This is a genomic window from Gilliamella sp. HK2 (assembly GCF_001690265.1).
Classification (GTDB): Bacteria; Pseudomonadota; Gammaproteobacteria; order Enterobacterales; family Orbaceae; genus Gilliamella; species Gilliamella apicola_C.
Map to the genome: position 1 here is coordinate 13,911 of NZ_LZGV01000067.1, position 17,750 is coordinate 31,660.

The window sequence follows — 17,750 nt, forward strand, 5'->3', positions numbered from 1 at the left end:
TTATTTAAAACAGTAACGGTATTGAACCAGCGCTTCACGTGTAATTGAAAATACGCCCAATCCACCATGCTTAGTTTCTATCCAATTAAAAGGTACATTGGGGTATTGTTGCTGTAGGCTAACCCAACTATTACCAACTTCACAAACTAATACACCCTCTGGTGTTAAATAATCTATCGCGTCTCGTAAAATTCTTTTTACAAGATCTAAGCCATCAACGCCTGCCTCTAATGCTAATTTAGGTTCATATAAAAATTCGTCAGGCAAATCACTCATATCTTCACTATCGACATAAGGGGGGTTAGTGACAATAAGGTCATATTGTTTTATAGGAAGATCAATAAATAAATCCGACACAATAGGAGTAACTCGAAAATCCATTTCGTGCATTTCAATATTGGTTTGTGCTATATCTAATGCTTCTAATGAAATATCAGTTATATCCACTTGAGCATCAGTAAACTCATAAGCACAAGCAATGCCTATACAACCACTGCCCGTGCATAAATCTAAGATATTTTTAGGTTCAGCAGATATTATCTGTTTAAAATGGTTATCAATTAATTCACCAATAGGAGAACGAGGAATTAATACCCGCTCATCGACATAAAAAGCATGTCCACAAAACCAAGCTTGATTGGTTAAATAAGGCGTTGGCACACGATCTTTAATGCGTTTATGAATAATCTCCAACAGTTGATTTTTTTCTTCATCGGTCAGATTTGCGGAATAAAATTCTGCAGGGACAAATAACGATAAGCCTAGCGTTGCCAAAATTAATTGTTTAGACTCATCAATAGGATTATCCGTACCGTGTCCTAAAAAGACATCTGATAGGCTAAGTTGTGATGCCGTCCAGCGTATAAAATCCTGAACTGTGCGTAAGTTTTCCATAGTAGCTCCAAATAATCTAGGAGAGGAAGGTATTACTTGTTATTGTAGCTAGTGACCCTCAATAAAGAGAATTTGTTAAAGCAAACTTAACGATTACTTCTAACAATACTGTTGAACTAAGTGTTCTATCCTTCAATAACGAAATATGGCGGTGAGGAAGGGATTCGAACCCTTGATACGTTGCCGTATACACACTTTCCAGGCGTGCTCCTTCAACCACTCGGACACCTCACCTAACTATTAGAGCCAGCTTTTTTAAAGCAGGCTGCATACTATAATAATCACAAGATAATTAATCAAGCTTTTTTAATTCATACAAACAATAATACCAAATGTCGCTAGTACAGCTAGTATGCCAACTGTTGTGATCAATGCATATTTTAAATTTAAGCACATTCTTATTACCTCCACTTATTTATTATTAATTAGCCTGTTCGATCGGTGAATCAAACGAAATAATTTCGTTAATAGATTTATTACTTTCAATTTTCGGATATTTAGGCGCAAAATCAAGCAGTATCTCGATAGATTCATCTAAGTAAGCATCAGGTTGCTTATAATCTTTGGGTAAATCATCTAATTTATTAATTGATGGTAAACCCGCCTTCTTTAAACGCTCATTCATTCTTTTCAAATCGCGTTCATCATTTGTTTTTTGTTCTGCTTCTCGTTTATTTTTATTAAGCGAAACAATATATTGGCGATCTTTTTGATCATTGAACCTTTTAATATCTTCATCAATATAAATAAATTCAGGATTTTTTGAAATTCTAGCCAAATGCAATGATTCAAGCTCAGGTAACAATAACTTGATATTGGCAAGAGTCAAATAATTAGCTGACGGTATTTTATCCCAAGGTAATGCATTATCTAAGAATCGTTCACCTGTCTTATCAACATACTTCATTTTATTCATTTCAATATCTGGTTCAACACCTTTTAATTGAGTGCTTCCACCATTAATACGATAAAACTTCTGAATAGTGTATTGAGCCCCTCCCAATTCAGGCCAATTCGGGTGTAATCTCGCATCAACTGGGTAAGAAATGTTACGAGATGTTTGTACAGTTCCTTTACCATAAGTTGTTTCGCCAACAATTAACGCACGTCCATAATCTTGCATAGCTGCAGAAAATATCTCTGAAGCAGATGCGCTATAGCGATTAATCATGACAACAAGCGGCCCACTATACTCAATGCCTTTATTCTTGTCATCGTAAGTGATGACTTTTTGTAAATTATCACGAACCTGAACAACTGGTCCCCTATCAATAAATAAACCAGTCAAATTAATAACTTCGGTTAATGAACCGCCGCCATTATCACGTAAATCAATGACTAGGCCTTGCAAATTTTCTTTATTTGCTTTCAATAAGAGTGAATCAACTTTTTCGGTTAGCCCCATATAGAAACTTGGTATTTCAATAACACCCACTTTACCTCGTGCATTATTAATGATCTTTAATTTAGCTTCACGATCTTCAAAATGAATTTTATCACGAGTAAGCTCAATGATTTTTGCCTTACTATTATTGCCTGCAGGTAAAATTTCTAATTTGACTACAGTGCCCTTTGGACCACGAATTTTATCAACGATATCATCTAAACGCCAACCAATAACATCTTCTATTGCAGAACGGCTTTGGCCTACACCAATAATTTTATCGCCTACAGAAAGTAGCTTACTTTTTTCTGCAGGTCCACCTGTTACAAAAGACATAATTACTGTATAGTCATCTTGCTGGCTTAACGTTGCGCCAATACCTTCAAATGATAAACTCATTTCAGAGTCAAAATCTCGTTTTTTACGCGGTGCCAAGTAGCTAGTATGGGGATCGATTTCTCTTGCAAATGCATTCATAAATATCTGAAAAGCATCTTCATTATTTGATTGAACTATCGTCTTTAAAACACGATTATAACGTTTAGTCAAAACTTCGCGGATCTCTTTCTCATTTTTTCCTGATAAAGATAAACTTAATTCGTCATATTTAACACGCTTATTCCAATAAGTATTAAGTTCAGCTTCAGAAGTTGGCCAAGCAATGTCTTCACGATTAAAATCAACTTCATCATTGGTAGAAAAATCCATTGGGCGTTGTAAAACTTCAAGTGCATATTGATAACGGCTATAACGTTTTTGTAAAAAAAGATTATAAATGTCATAAGCTGTTTTTAAATTGCCATCAATTAATTCTTGCCCTAAAGATTCTTGCCTATTTCGAAAGCTATCAACATCGCTTTGTATAAATATAAACTTATTGCCATCTAATAATTTAAAATAGCGGTCAAAAATCTGAGCAGAAAAAGCACCATCTAAAGCAAAATTACGATAATGTGATTGAGTAAAAAAATTAGTTACACGTTTAGCAACAACTTGGTGGATCTCATCTTGCTTCAAAACTGGAATTTGCTCTTTATTTTGTGGTTTTGCCTGAACATTTTGGCCAACAACACTCAAAATAAGGCTAAGCGCAATGATACCTTTCAGTAATTTATTCATTCAAATTCTCTACTTATTGATAATATGTTCAGGTTTAACCGTTAATTCCATACCTGCCCCAATCTTTACTTTAATCTGCTCTTTTTCAATATTAATTATTTGCGCTTTTATAGGTTTTTTACCTATTAAAACTCTAATAAAATCACCATTTTTTAGAATTTTAGCCTTTTTAGAGGGAGCACGAGTAGTTTTACGTTTTTCTTTTGCTTGTTCTTTAAAACGTTCTTTAGCCTTTTCCTTACTCTCTTTCAACTGTTGTTGAGCATGTTCCATCTGTTCTTGGCTAATCACCTCATTTGGGTTTCCATCTAAATCAACACGATTAGCGCCTTCTTTTATACTATATAAGTAACGCCAACTCATTGTGTATGCTCTTAGTGCAGCACGTAATTTAGTTTTACTCAACGCTTCATTCTCATTTAAGCGAGAAAGTATATCTTGAAAAATTCCAATTTTTAATGGTTTTGCTTCACCTTCAAGGGTAAAGCAATTAGGAAATTGTTGAGATAAATAAACAATAATTTCTTTACTATTTGTTAATTGAAACTGACTTTCCATTGGTTATTCCATAGCTATTAAATTGAACTCTACATAGGTTAAAGTATATCGCAGCTTACACAATAACACTAATTATCTTTTTTCTGTTTGTTAATAAAAGTAATAAATTCTTTAATGCCATTTCGCATCAACCATGAAGCAACAATAGATTGCTCATCAACGGATAACTGTTCAAACGCAGTCATCCATAGTTGTAAAGGCTCGATCGGCGAAACGACATAACTAGCACTTTCTTCCTCAATATATAACGCTTTTTTAACATTAAGCGGTAAACTACCTATATGATATTCTACAGCCTTACCGCGAACACCAACTCTTTTTCGGGCTGTCCAATTTTCAGCTCTCGCTTTTCGATTAACCCCTTGTATCGTTGATGGCATCCCTGCAATATTTGATAGCTCTTTTGATGAGAACCACTCTTTCATTTTTACTATCCCACTTTAACAAAATAAGAAAAAGTTATAGAAATTAAAGAAACTTTGATACAATAAATAAGAAATAAAAAATTATTATTAGCTAAAGTCCAATTATAAACTTACACGTTTTAGTAACATAAGAGCATAACATAGATATACAAGGTTATAAACTAAGAGGAAATAAAAAATGAAAATAAAGTCTAATGATTGGCATCCTGCAGACATTATTGCCGCCTTAAAAAAGAAAGGTACAACACTTGCAAATCTATCACGCCAATCCGGTTTAAGCTCATCAACGCTTAGCAATGCATTAGTTCGCCCATGGACAAAAGGAGAGGTTATTATTGCTAAAGAATTAAATTTAGAACCTCACCAAATTTGGCCTAGCCGTTATATTGATCGAAAAACTAAGCAGCCAATAAAGCGAGTGTTGCGGCAGAGTAAAGAATAAACTTTCAACTAAACCATAATAAAAAATGAACATAAAAACACCATTAGGAAAATATGGAAACATAAAGAAACAAAATAGTTGTTTCCATATTTTTATTATTAACAGCCTATTCTAATTTAAATATTATTTGTTAATAATAAAAATACAAGCTCACCTTGAACGTTGCCCAACATGTGCTATTATTGGCAAACATCAAGGTATTAACATTAAACAACGATACATGAAAAATTTAAAAAAGTTTCTTATTGCATTTTTATCGATCATAATTTTATCAAGTTGCTCAAAAAAGAATTTTTTAGAACAAGGAACCACATTAAATAAAGAAAAAGTCAGCAAAATAGTCGAAGGTTCAACAACTGAATCACAAATGATTAAACTATTTGGTGAGCCAACAATTCGAAAAGAGATTAATTCAAATGAAATACAATGGACATATCAATATGTCAAAAAAAGTTCAACCAGTCATATGATTATCGGTGAAACCCAATACGATATTGTTGAAGGAACTCTTGATGTTATCGTGTCAAAAGGCTTAGTCATTTGGTTTAATTATAATGAAGAACACAAACAGAAAAAATGGTAATTAAAGGATAGTCCAATCCTAGATTTAGCCCTATAAATGATTTTGTGTATTTGCTTACTTTTAATACCTTGTAATATAAAATAAAATGGGAATTATCGCAGCAAGGCGGTTTATACCCTACTCGCCCTGAATTTAGCAGCGAAAAAGGAAGCATTAGATTTATATTTGTCTGAAAACGAAAGGGTGCATCTTTGGTTATCTATTTTGGCCGATTTGCAAAACAAATGAAAATAGCTTGCTCAAGCAGTGGTATTTGAGGTGGCAAATGCAAGAAAATACGGGCAATACTAACCCAAAATTTGAATTTAGCATTGTCACAGTTGATGATATTTTTCTCTAATCGTCTTGATAAGGTGCTCTCTTTGTGAATTAAACTGACACAGAATTATGAACAATCTCCACTCCTTCTATTGATTGCCAATGCAAAAAACATCATATTGATTTAATTATTTTCAACGTAAATCTCTATAATCAACTGTTATTTAACTTAGTCTTCCTGTAGCATGCTCCTCGCCAAAACTTGAGATAGATTTTTAGTCAAAGAATGAATATCATCACCCACTACCATAAAAAACTTAAATAAAATCAATTACTTTTCTGACTGATTTTTATCATGCCGATTTACCCTTCTTACTGTCTCATCACAGCCTTAGTCCATGATATCATGGACTAAGCTTGGCGCGCTTAAACATGCATTAAATAAAGCATAATCCACCGCCTATTATTTGAACACTATACTAAATTTTTACTTATATTGATTTAACATAGATATTGAGTAGATAATATACAGCATATAACCATAAGGATAAGTAATGCAGGTATTTATCAGCAAATGCGGAGGTATAAATCATATTGTATGCTTATTCGTTTTCTTGCTGAAAATTCAATATTGTTAGGTTTAAGCGACCTACCACGACTGAGGTTTATCTTTGAACCTCACTTACTGTAATGAAGCCTAAGGATAACTTCCACAGCTAATTAATGCGCCTTTTCTGGTATACACATGTGTATAATTATAAACGCCTGATTTTAGAATTATTCAATTTAACCAAGATATGTATACTACCAACATCAAATAAAGAGTAATTTTTATCTCTTGGCTTGACAGCTTTTATTTGAGTGTCTGTTAATGGATGTGTTTTTCTTACCATAATTATTTTAGGTATACGAGATATAGATATATTGTGTTCGTATACCTAAGCATATACCTAAAAATTTTGGTTGTGAATGTACCTTACTGATACTTGCAGGGTAATAAAATTGCTTTTAAGACCTGTTGTTACTAGGTTTGGCAGGCTTTAAGCGCTTTAAAGAATGTTACTGTTTATTGAATTGGTGGAGCTGGCGGGAGTTGAACCCGCGTCCGAAATTTCTACATCCTTGGTACTACATGCGTAGTTTGTTTTTAAATTTCATCAACCCGCTGCGAACAAACACGCTACTGATTGACTAGCTTGATTAAGTTTAATGCTTCCGCCCCAAGCAAGGCTTCCACACGATCTCGTTTAGGTTTGACTCCTCTTGATCCCCGTCCTACGAGCGGAGGCTAGGGAGAGAAGGCTCTATGCAGGTTATTAAGCTGCTAGTGCGTAGTTTTCGTCGTTTGCGACTATTTTTTTGCGGTTTATTTACGAGGCCTACCGCACCTCGGCATGCACCTTGGGTTTCGCAAATCCCGTCGAATCCAGAATCAGCCCCAAATGTGGTTAGTATAAATATAATATCTAGGCATTATAGGCGAATTCAAGTACGAATACAAGTTAGCTTGCTTTTAGGTTAATTTTGCGTTGCTGTATATCGTTATTTCTATAATTATATTAAGCATTTGTAGCATTCTTTTATAAAAAATCTTCAGGGAAATAGATGTTTTAGTATAAGAATAAATTTTATGAACGTTAAAAGTAAGAATATCAACCAATCAATTATGTAACAGCTTAATAAAATAAATGGGGAATATTGTGAATAATTATTTTATTTCTAAAAATAATTATTATTAAATAACAAACAGTTATTTGTTATTTTGTTAAATATTAAAAAATATATGAAATTAATTTGAACTTTTTACTTTTTTAGTTGTCTATATTAACAGATTACGTTTTTCATTTTTTGCCCTCCACTCGATTTTTCGAGTGGATTTTTTTTGCCTAAAAACAAACTAAATACAAAAATGATACCTATTTTAAAATAAAAATAGAGTTATATTTTTTAATCAAATCCTTTCTTAATCTTTTTTAATTTAATATTGGCTACTAATTTTAGTAATAAATACCGTGCAATACGATATACTTTACTTTGATAACAATATTTATTAATGTGAACAAAGAGGATTATTATGTTATTTTCAAACAAAGCATCAGGGCACTTAATTGCATTAATGACCGTGTTTCTTTGGGGAACAACATTTATTGCGACTAAAGTTTTATTACTTGATTTCAAACCTGTGGAAATACTGTTTTTTCGATTCGGGCTTGGTTATTTATCCCTTTGGATACTATCACCACATTTTTTTTCTTGGCAGGGGATTCGGCAAGAAATAGTGTTTTTATTAGCTGGATTATGTGGCGTAACTTGTTATTTTTTATGTGAAAATATAGCCTTAACTTACACAACAGCTTCTAACGTTGGGATCATTACTACTTTAGCACCAATATTCACAGCGGTATTATCTATATTCTTTTTAAGAGCCGAAGTGCCACCTAAACGTTTTTATGTCGGTTGTTTATTTGCAATTATTGGTGTTGGATTAATTAGCTTTAATGGTAAATTTGTGCTGTCATTAAATCCAATTGGCGATTTGCTGGCTATGTTGGCCTGCCTATTTTGGGCCTGCTATTCAATTTTAACAAAAAAAAGTAGTAACTATGGTTACAATATAATTTTATTAACAAGGCGATTCTTTTTTTACGGTTTGATATTGATGCTTCCCTTTTTATCTAGCTTTGATTTTGAATGGGGTTTATCACGGTTTACCAAGCCAGTTAATATTTTGAATATTTTATTTTTAGGCATTGGTGCTTCGGCTATTTGTTTTGCATCCTGGAATTATGCCGTTAAATTAGTGGGTGCGGTTAAAATTAGTATTTACTTATACTTAGTGCCAATTCTTACTATTATTACTGCAGTTGTTATTTTAAACGAGCCTTTTACTTGGGTTGCCGCCATTGGAACATTATTTACACTTTGTGGTGTGTTATTATCTGAAAGTAAAGCTAGAATAAGCAGAAAATAATTTGCTTAATCATTTGGTTAAATATGAGAAAGGAACATAAACTCCTTTTTTTGATAATATGTTGTGATTTTTAGTCTAACTTTGGGTAATTAATGGTAATACAAAAAAGCAAGCAGTAAAGCGTAAAGGCAAAATACAATCCCCTGCCGTCAACCATATGCTATTTTTTGACATATGAAACGCTAGCATTGTGTGTTATGTATAAATGAATGCCGCAATTGTTGCAAATAAGGGTAATGAACAACCTAACGATAATGTCACAAAAAGCGACATTCTAGGCTATACCGACGGTGTTTAAATCTTGCTTAAGATAAAGGTGGCAACGCACTGCACCTCCAGATAACACAGACAAGCCTATCGCATTATCAATCGCTGAACCAAGAATCAAAATTGAGGGTTTCAATTTGCCCCCTGCATAACGAGTAGCTAACCATTCATAAAAGATCAACATTAAATAACTACCCAGAGCGGATAAACAAGCAAATTAAATGACATTAATGGAAAGATTATAAAAAGCTTGCTTTAGATTGTTTAGATTAATGACTTTTAATAAATGCCAACAAACAATCAATGCAATAAAAAAGATAGATAACCCTAACAATAAAGCGAAATATTAGCGGTAGCGAGTAAAAAGTTCAATGAACTGCCATGGCAAAACTTTGCGTGCAAATACTTTCATCACGTAAACGCCAAAATTTGCTTTAATAATGCCTGAAATTTGCGGATTTTACCTTTCCAATCTATTGAAAACAATCCACGGAAAACAAAAAAATATATAAAAAACATTAATTATTAAATTTTTTCTTATTAAAAGGGCGCATTTGCTTTGTATAAAAAAGATTATATTGCGATAAAAACAGTTTGTACTTTCTATTAACACATTATTACATACATTTTTGAAGTAATTCGTTATTTGTTTTCATATTTTGTAGCAATACAATATGTTGAAATATTGTGCTAAAAATAAAGTTATATGCTACACTAAGTAGATAAATAATTAACCATTTGTGGTAATAAACAACTCTTTTAATCTAACGATGAATTACATAATAAGAATATGGAACAGGATAATATCACAATAAAAAATAAGAAAAAATGTAATAAAAAAAACAAAAATTCGTTATTTAAACAATGGGCATCAAGGTATCTTTCCCATTTTTATGAGGTTAGCATATATTGGTGTAATAATTTGTATTTAAAACTCACAAATAACCTAATCATCTTTAAATTAATTTTGCCTTTTTGTTGTTTAATGGGGGTTAGCATTCCTTTGTTGGCTGATTTGCCCCAAGTTGAGCCTGTGACAACGGCAAACATCATTCAGGGCTCAGCGCCTTATTTAACATTTGATGGTGGACAAACTCAATCGTGGGATACGGATAGATTTTTAAATATCGAGCTACCTGATGGTAAAGTGCTAACCCCAAAAAACAATCCCTCATCTATAGCTAATCCGATATCATTGCCACGTGATGGTATAAAACTTAGTGATATTAAAACGCTTATTCCATCGGGTCAAAACGCTATTTCAATGACCGATTTGCTGAATAATAATGGTTTTTGGGCGGATAAAGATGGCGATGGTGATATTACCGCAACGGGGAATTTAACCATTACAGGTCGAGATGCCAATGGTACTGAAATGGGATTAGATGATACCTTTCAGGATTGCTATGCGCCCTATAGTATAACAATGCAAAGTGATTATAGTATCTTATCAACGGCTTATGGCGAACCAAAGTCGACTCGGATAGGGGCTAATCGCGCCACTTATTATCTAAATCCGCCTAAAGGTGCTTGTACTTATTCTGTAAAACCTAACCTTTATCTGAGTAATAGTCATAAAGGTAATTGGAGTGGGTCGAATTATTCAGGGCCACCAAGCCAATGGGATGATGCCAAAGGCTTTAAACGTCAAGATCTGAATAACCCAGCATCAAACTTCCCTACAACTGGAATGAATGGGTTACTTTTTGAGATGGATATGGTTGATAGTTTAGGTAGTGAAATGGCGTTTGATAAGTCGCCGTCTACTTCTGGTATTGACTTAAATATAACGGGCAATGGCAGTATAGCTAAGATTCGATTAGTCGGTCCTAAAGATGGCGATAATGCAACCGAGGCTGCAACAGCCGTACCCACTACTTTTATATTATATTCTGATAGCGCCAAAACCAATAAAGTATACAGCTTTACGATTCAAAAATGGTTTATCGCAAGGAAAGATTATGCAGGTGTAAGTCAGTATGCTGACGCTAAACAATATTGCGAGCAGTTAGGGTATCAAGTACCTATCGTTAACCAACTGACTAATGCTAATTCCCGATATTGGAATCAAGGCTTAGCGGGTCAAGGTAACAACTACCAACGTCGTATTGGTGGTGGGCTTTTAGCTGAGTGGGGGGATATGCATGATTACCAATATCCTGGCAGCAATATGGAAAACTATGCTGTTTATTGGACTCAAAATACGTATCAAGCCGAACGACTCTATAACCTTGTGGTATATGCTAAGGATGGATCCTCTGGTGTTAGAACGTATGGAAGAACAGTTTGTGTAAATTAGTGATATACAGTTATGAACAATTAAATAAACCAGCAATAGCGAGGTACCCTTTTACAAAAATAATTGCACTCGTGTTTTGTATTTATGTGGATTTAAAGGAATAGTAACATGAAATCAAAAAAGCAACTGACGCTAATAAAAAAGAATAAAATAAAATCAGCTAGAAAGTTAGCCTGTCGTTTTCCGTTTTTTTATGAGGATAAACAGTACTTGCTTTGTGATTTGTATTTAAAACTCACAAATAACCTAATCATCTTTAAATTAATTTTGCCTTTTTGTTGTTTAACGGGGGTTAGCATTCCTTTGTTGGCTGATTTGCCCCAAGTTGAGCCTGTGACAACGGCAAACATCATTCAGGGCTCAGCGCCTTATTTAACATTTGATGGTGGGCAAACTCAATCGTGGGATACGGATAGATTTTTAAATATCGAGCTACCTGATGGTAAAGTGCTAACCCCAAAAAACAATCCCTCATCTAAAGCTAATCCGATATCATTGCCACGTGATGGTATAAAACTTAGTGATATTAAAACGCTTATTCCATCGGGTCAAAGTGCTATTTCAATGACCGATTTGCTCAATAATAATGATTTTTGGGCGGATAAAGATGGCGATGGTGATATTACCGCAACAGGGAATTTAACCATTACTGGTCGAGATGCCAATGGTACTGAAATAGGATTAGATGATACCTTTCAGGATTGCAATGCGCCCTATAGTATAACAATGCAAAGTGATTATAGTATCTTATCAACGGCTTATGGCGAACCAAATTCAACTCCGATAGGGGCTAATAGCGCCACTTATTATCTAAATCCGCCTAAAGGCGCTTGTACTTATTCTGCCAAGCCCAACTTATTTTTAAGTAATAGTCGCAAAAATAATTGGGGTGGGTCGAATTATTCAGGGCCACCGAGTGAATGGGACGATGCAAAAGGCTTTAAACGTCAAGATTTAAATAATCCAGCATCAAACTTTCCAACCATGGGGGCATATGGGCTATTTTTTACCATGGATATGGTTGATAGCTTAGGCAGTGAGATGACGTTTGATAAGTCACCGGCTACATCGGGCATTGATTTAAATATAACAGGCAATGGCAGCATTGCCAATATTCGGTTAGTTGGACCCAAAGAGGGGGCTAGCGCTGCCGAGGCAGCAACCGCAGTACCGACGACCTTTATCTTATATTCCGATAAAGCCAAAACGAATAAAGTATATAGTTTTACCATTAAAAAATGGTTTATCGTAAGAAAGAATGATAATGGTATTAGTCATAGTTATGCTCAGGCTGAACAATACTGTAATCAGTTAGGCTATCAAATACCTACAGTTAATCAACTGACTAATGCTAATTCTCAATATTGGAATCAAGGTTTAGCAGGTCAAGGTAATAACTACCAACGCCGTATTGGTGGAGGGCTATTTTCAGAATGGGGAGAAACTTATGACTCTGTTAATATTAACTATGGCTACCCTGGTAGTAATTTCGCAAGTCATCGGGCTTATTGGACGAAAAACACATATAAACCTCCTTACGAACCCCTTATAAATCTTCAAGTACACTCTAATAAGGGAATGGTTAGTACTTGGGGTTACACGAGTTATGGCACGGTATGTGTAAATTAAAATTTCGCTATAATATTATGAATAATAAAACAAATAAGCATAAGCAGAGTGTTATTCAAGCCATACAAGCTTTTGTTAAACAAAAATTAGCTAATGACTTTTCGGGGCATGATATGGCGCATATTGAGCGAGTAGTGAGATTGGCCGAGCAGATTTTACAGCATGAACCAAAAGCGAATGCGTTTATTGTGATTGTGAGTGCTTATTTGCATGACGTGATTGATGAAAAAGTCGTTGCTGATGTAAATCAAGCTGTAATTGAGTTGCGTGATTATTTAATATTACAGGCGTTAACCGATAACGAAATTAAAATGATCTTTGACATTATTGAAAATATGTCATATCGAAAAAATCTTAATCAAAAAAAAGAATTATCATTAGAAGGGCAAATTGTACAAGATGCCGATCGCTTAGACGCATTGGGTGCAATTGGCATTGGACGCACTTTTTATTATGGTGGTAATAAGCATAATATTATGTACGATCCCAATATTTCCCCCCGAATGGCGTTGGATGAAGATAATTATAAAAGACCTAATACAGTTATTAATCACTTTTATGAAAAACTTTTGTTGCTTAAAGATATGATGAATACCCAAACAGCTAAAAAATTGGCTGAGCCAAGGCATCAATTTTTAGTTCAGTTTGTCGAACAATTCGAAAAAGAGTGGACAGGTAAGGAATAATTGCCCGCTATTCTATTGATTAAACAATAAGTAGGTTGTTGATAATGCTTTTAACTAGCCTAAAACTGCGTTTAGGCTTTTTTAAACTATTTAAAGGCTGGATTTACTAAGTTTGCTTGGTAAAGGTTGGTAACGGCGCTTAAAAAGGTATTGGCGCGCCAACCAGTGTTAGTACAATAGGTAAAGTGATTAAGCTTAATAATGTGCTAACTAAGGTTGCGCTTGATACCAGTTCTGGGCGAGTATCAAATTGTACAGACATTAATGTGGTATTGGCAGCACTTGGCATTGCAGCTAATACAATTAATACTTGCTTATAAATTGGTAAAATAGGCATAAAATAAACTATACCACATGCAACCAAAGGTGAAATAACCATGCGGGTTAGCAATGAAAACAACAATTTTGGGTAATCAAGTTGTTTGATCTTTATTTTGGCTAGTTGCATTCCCAAAATAATCATAATCACAACAATTGAAGAATCACCAATCATAGCAATGGATGTCATTATTGATTTAGATAAAGGAATATGGCACAACTGAAAAATAATACCTAACAATGCCCCATAAGCAACTGGCATGCGAATAACTTTATTAATAACATCTTTTTGACTAACAATATCATTATGAGCACTGCCCTTTGCAGCGTAATAAATACCGACTGTGCTCATTACAAATTGTTGTAACACCATCATAATTACACCAAGATCAAATCCCACCGAACCAAAAAAAACCAAAAGTACCGGTGTACCGTAGTTGCCATTATTCATAAAGCATGCACTTAAAATCATAGCGCAACGCTCTTTAACTGAATATTTCATGAACAGCGACCAAATTGAGATGATAATGACTAATAAAAAACACAAGCCAAAAATATAACCAATATAAAATAGATAATCGGTAGTTAACGTATGGGTATAAAACGTTTTAAATGCCAAAAAGGGGGAAAGCACATAAAGTGACATTTTTGAAAGGTTGGCTACATCAAGTTTTAGTGCTTTTTGAGCGATGAACCCAACTATAAAAATACAAAAAATAGGAAATAAAATAATAAAAAATTGCATAAGCGATATCTTTAAGCTGATTAATTCATTGAATCAATAGTGGTTATTATTGATTCTCGTAATTGGTTACAAGTATTATCATCAAGCGCATTGTTATGTTTATCGGTTAAGATAAACAAATCTTCAATATGCTCACCAATAGTGGCAATTTTGGCACTCCTTAATGACAAATCTAAATTAGCAAATATTTCACCAACACAAGCAAGTAATCCTGGCATATCTAAGGCAATAAGTTCCATATAAGTTTGTCTTTCATTAAAGGCAGATAAGAAATTAACTTGTGTAGGTACAGAAAAAGATTGCAATCTTTTCTTTGGGGGTTTTATTCTCGCCGCTTGATAAACTGGTTGTTGTAGCGCTTTTTTTAGTGCGTTTATAATCCCTTGATGACGATCTTTTTGTATGGTTTGGCCATTAGGTTCTAATACAATAAACGTATCAAGGGCAAATCCTTTTTTATTTGTAATAATAAGTGCATCATGAATTGTTAAATTATGCATACTTAAGGTATTACAGACAGTGGCAAATAGATAAGGTCTATCGGGTGAATAAATAAAAACCTCACTACCACCATGATGTGAATTGAGGTTAATTAACACTAGTGTTTGAGATAAATCATGATGTAATAGATGTTGAACATGCCGTACAATTTGTTCTGTTGTATAACGTAAAAAATAATCTACCCGATAATCCAGCCAAAAATCGTTGATTTGCTGTTGATCATAATTTTCCGCAAGCAATATTGCTAGTGCTTCTTGTTTATGTTGGCGTGCAATACTGCGTTGTTCAGGAATTTGATGAATACCCGAGTCAAAGGAATGCATGGCAGTAAAATAAAGTTGGCGTATTAGGCTTTGCTTCCAGCTATTCCAAAGTGTTTCATTGGTTGCACAAACATCTGCTACTGTTAAACAAAGCAAATACTGTAAGCGACGTTTGCTTTTTACTTGTTGAATAAATCCTCGAATTACTGCTGGATCTTGTAAATCTTGGCTTTGAGCGGTAACAGACATCAGTAGGTGATAGCGTACTAACCAGCAAATTAAATCAATGTCTTTGGTTTCAAGTTCGTGCAACTGGCAAAATTTTTCAACAAGCTGAGCACCTATTTCAGAGTGATCGCCATGTCGTCCTTTACCAATATCATGAAATAAACCACTAATAATCAGTAGTTCCGGTTTAGATAATTTAGTAAATACGGTTGAACTATTAGGGTGCTTTCGCTTACCACTATCTGTTTTTAAGTTATCCAATTCAATTAGTAACCGAATCGTATGCTCATCAACCGTATAAGTATGAAAAAGATCAAACTGCATCATTCCAGCAATGTGCTTCCAATCTGGAATATAGGCGGCCAATATGCCATATTGATGCATGGGTAAAATAGCTTTTTTGATTGCATCAGGATGTTTGATAATCTTCATAAATATCTGTCGAGATTTGGGATCTTCGCATAGCAAAGTACTTAATTTTCTTCTTGCCGAACGTAACTGCCTAATGGTATTTGAATAAAGCCCGGTGATTTGTGGGTTAAGCAATATCGTATAAAAAAGCTGCATAATCATAACAGGATCTGTTTTAAAGAGATTATCATTTTTTATATCAATTAAGTTTTCTCTAATTTGGAAATGTTCATCAATATTATAAGGTTTATTTTTGGGGGGATGCTCAAGTATAGATTCATAAAACAGTTGTAATAACATCTGATTAAGTTCTGTAATATTGTGTGCAACTCGGTAATAGTCATGCATCATTTTTTCTACTGGCGCATTGCCCTCACCTTTGTAACCTAGCATGTTGGCAATACTAAGCTGGCGATCAAATAACAGACGATTATCATAACGTGAAATTACACAATGAAGGGCAAAACGTATTCGCCATAAAAACTTACGACAAGTTTTAAAGTCTGCAATATCTTCATGGGTTAAATATTTGAAATCAGCCATTTTTTGTAAAAATTCACCACCAAAATGACGAATTGCTATCCATTGAATAGTTTGCATATCTCGCAAACCGCCGGGGCTATTTTTTAAATCAGGCTCAAGATTATAAGAGGTGCTGTGATACTGCTTATGGCGTTCATGTTGTTCTTGGATTTTTGCCTTATAAAAAGCTCGAGAAGGCCAAATTTTATCGCTAAAAATTTGTTTATGTAGCTCATCTAACAATAATTGATTGCCCGAAATAAGCCTTGATTCAATCAAATTGGTCATTATGGTAATGTCGTTTTTTGCTTCTTGTAAACAAATTCTTAATGTCCTAACACTATGCCCTATATCTAAATGTAAATCCCATAACAAACGAACTAAATCACTAATCTGTTTTTCAATCTCTTTTACCAACGGATAATCACTTAAAATCAAAATATCAATATCCGATAAAGGATGTAATTCAGCACGACCATAACCGCCAACAGCGATTAAAGCAATACGATTACGTTTAAAAAAAGAAGATACATGTTTAGGAATTTGATAAAAACACCATAGGCGCTCAAGCAAACGATCAATAAATTGACTACGTAAATAGACTAATATATCAATATCAACTTGTTGCTCAAATTGAATCATAGACCATTGTTGAAAAGCTTCAAGCTGCTGTTTTAGATAGCTGATATTTATTTGGTCATCGCTAAAATTAAGAGGAGAGATAGGGTAACACAAATGTGTTTTAGTCATAGCTATATAATTAATATCAAGACAATTCAATAGCTATATCGTTACCTGATTTTAAATGTCTGTCAAGTTACTCTTTTTGCCATACCCAATGTATGATATAAAGAAAATATTCTGGTTAATATCATACATTTTTAATTTAAGTTTCTTTAAATTATTATTTGTACTTATTAATCATGCATTTTTACCTCTACCAAAATGAAAATAAAAAATAAGCGTGATACTAGCTCTGTTGTGTATTTCCCTCTTGCAGTATTATGTCAAAACCATCTGGGTTGAATGGTAAGTCATCATAAAGTTGAGGGGCGTTTTGGTCTTTAACCTCGTCAGTGGTTAATAATATATTGCCTTGATTATCCAGATATTGATTTTTTACATTACCATCGGTGGATATTTCAATATGGTTAGTTTTAATACCTTGTTGATTAAACCGCTCTAATATGGCAAACACTGTCTTATTTTTTAACAGTTTGAATGTCCTAATCGTATTCCCTTGGGCA

15 protein-coding genes, 1 tRNA gene, 1 other RNA gene and 1 pseudogene are annotated in these 17,750 nt (G+C 33.9%); 7 read left to right on the forward strand and 11 right to left on the reverse strand.

Going from position 1 to position 17,750, the window contains the following annotated elements; translation table 11 throughout:
* From prmB to A9G45_RS06235, 6 genes are all read right to left on the reverse strand, one after another.
* A complete protein-coding gene (gene prmB / locus A9G45_RS06215; protein WP_065567227.1) occupies positions 1–894 on the reverse strand; it encodes a 50S ribosomal protein L3 N(5)-glutamine methyltransferase in 894 nt (297 codons plus the stop codon).
* A gap of 146 nt (positions 895–1,040) precedes the next feature.
* Positions 1,041–1,128, reverse strand: a tRNA-Ser gene (locus A9G45_RS06220).
* Between the two features lie 72 nt (positions 1,129–1,200).
* The gene (cydH, locus tag A9G45_RS14965; protein WP_141672040.1) at positions 1,201–1,290 is read right to left on the reverse strand and encodes a cytochrome bd-I oxidase subunit CydH; all 90 of its coding nucleotides are present in this window, start codon (positions 1,288–1,290) and stop codon (positions 1,201–1,203) included.
* A gap of 25 nt (positions 1,291–1,315) precedes the next feature.
* Positions 1,316–3,397 (reverse strand): carboxy terminal-processing peptidase, encoded by a 2,082-nt coding sequence (gene prc / locus A9G45_RS06225; protein ID WP_065567228.1) that lies wholly within the window; start codon positions 3,395–3,397, stop codon positions 1,316–1,318.
* Positions 3,398–3,406: 9 nt separating this feature from the next.
* Positions 3,407–3,955 carry an RNA chaperone ProQ gene (gene proQ / locus A9G45_RS06230; RefSeq protein ID WP_065567229.1) on the reverse strand — a complete coding sequence of 183 codons (549 nt, stop codon included), beginning with the start codon at positions 3,953–3,955 and terminating at the stop codon, positions 3,407–3,409.
* Positions 3,956–4,023: 68 nt separating this feature from the next.
* Positions 4,024–4,380: a DNA-binding protein gene (locus A9G45_RS06235; protein ID WP_065567230.1), complete on the reverse strand. Its 357-nt coding sequence runs from the start codon at positions 4,378–4,380 to the stop codon at positions 4,024–4,026.
* A 178-nt stretch (positions 4,381–4,558) separates the two neighbouring features.
* Here A9G45_RS06235 and A9G45_RS06240 point away from each other — a divergent pair, with 178 nt between their 5' ends.
* From A9G45_RS06240 to A9G45_RS14720, 3 genes and pseudogenes are all read left to right on the forward strand, one after another.
* Positions 4,559–4,822 carry a helix-turn-helix domain-containing protein gene (locus A9G45_RS06240; RefSeq protein ID WP_065567231.1) on the forward strand — a complete coding sequence of 88 codons (264 nt, stop codon included), beginning with the start codon at positions 4,559–4,561 and terminating at the stop codon, positions 4,820–4,822.
* Between the two features lie 220 nt (positions 4,823–5,042).
* Positions 5,043–5,405, forward strand: a complete 363-nt coding sequence (gene bamE / locus A9G45_RS06245; protein ID WP_065567232.1) for an outer membrane protein assembly factor BamE domain-containing protein — start codon at positions 5,043–5,045, stop codon at positions 5,403–5,405.
* 84 nt (positions 5,406–5,489) lie between these two features.
* Positions 5,490–5,630: pseudogene (locus tag A9G45_RS14720) on the forward strand (IS256 family transposase); the annotation flags it as partial.
* Between the two features lie 1,108 nt (positions 5,631–6,738).
* Here A9G45_RS14720 and ssrA read toward each other — a convergent pair.
* Positions 6,739–7,103, reverse strand: a transfer-messenger RNA (tmRNA) gene (gene ssrA, locus A9G45_RS06250).
* A gap of 634 nt (positions 7,104–7,737) precedes the next feature.
* Between ssrA and A9G45_RS06255 the strand changes: the two genes are divergently transcribed.
* Positions 7,738–8,634, forward strand: coding sequence for a DMT family transporter (locus tag A9G45_RS06255; protein WP_065566943.1), 897 nt, complete (start codon positions 7,738–7,740; stop codon positions 8,632–8,634).
* Between the two features lie 274 nt (positions 8,635–8,908).
* Here the strand turns inward: A9G45_RS06255 and A9G45_RS14400 are convergent, their stop codons facing one another.
* Positions 8,909–9,085, reverse strand: a complete 177-nt coding sequence (locus A9G45_RS14400) for a hypothetical protein (protein WP_176701618.1) — start codon at positions 9,083–9,085, stop codon at positions 8,909–8,911.
* Between the two features lie 738 nt (positions 9,086–9,823).
* On the opposite strand from A9G45_RS14400, the gene A9G45_RS06260 reads away from it, so the two are divergent.
* The 3 genes from A9G45_RS06260 to A9G45_RS06270 all read left to right on the forward strand — a co-directional run bounded on the left by A9G45_RS06260 (position 9,824) and on the right by A9G45_RS06270 (position 13,515).
* Positions 9,824–11,200: a hypothetical protein gene (locus A9G45_RS06260; protein ID WP_065566944.1), complete on the forward strand. Its 1,377-nt coding sequence runs from the start codon at positions 9,824–9,826 to the stop codon at positions 11,198–11,200.
* Between the two features lie 108 nt (positions 11,201–11,308).
* A complete protein-coding gene (locus A9G45_RS06265) occupies positions 11,309–12,829 on the forward strand; it encodes a hypothetical protein (protein WP_065566945.1) in 1,521 nt (506 codons plus the stop codon).
* Positions 12,830–12,846: 17 nt separating this feature from the next.
* Positions 12,847–13,515: an HD domain-containing protein gene (locus tag A9G45_RS06270; protein WP_065566949.1), complete on the forward strand. Its 669-nt coding sequence runs from the start codon at positions 12,847–12,849 to the stop codon at positions 13,513–13,515.
* 139 nt (positions 13,516–13,654) lie between these two features.
* On the opposite strand, the gene A9G45_RS06275 is transcribed toward A9G45_RS06270, so the two are convergent.
* The 3 genes from A9G45_RS06275 to A9G45_RS14405 form a co-directional block, all read right to left on the reverse strand.
* The gene (locus A9G45_RS06275) at positions 13,655–14,578 is read right to left on the reverse strand and encodes an AEC family transporter (RefSeq protein ID WP_065566946.1); all 924 of its coding nucleotides are present in this window, start codon (positions 14,576–14,578) and stop codon (positions 13,655–13,657) included.
* A 20-nt stretch (positions 14,579–14,598) separates the two neighbouring features.
* The gene (glnD, locus tag A9G45_RS06280) at positions 14,599–17,253 is read right to left on the reverse strand and encodes a bifunctional uridylyltransferase/uridylyl-removing protein GlnD (protein WP_065566947.1); all 2,655 of its coding nucleotides are present in this window, start codon (positions 17,251–17,253) and stop codon (positions 14,599–14,601) included.
* A 220-nt stretch (positions 17,254–17,473) separates the two neighbouring features.
* Positions 17,474–17,750, reverse strand: a 277-nt coding sequence (locus A9G45_RS14405; protein WP_176701810.1) for a hypothetical protein, incomplete at its 5' end; no start/stop codon positions are given.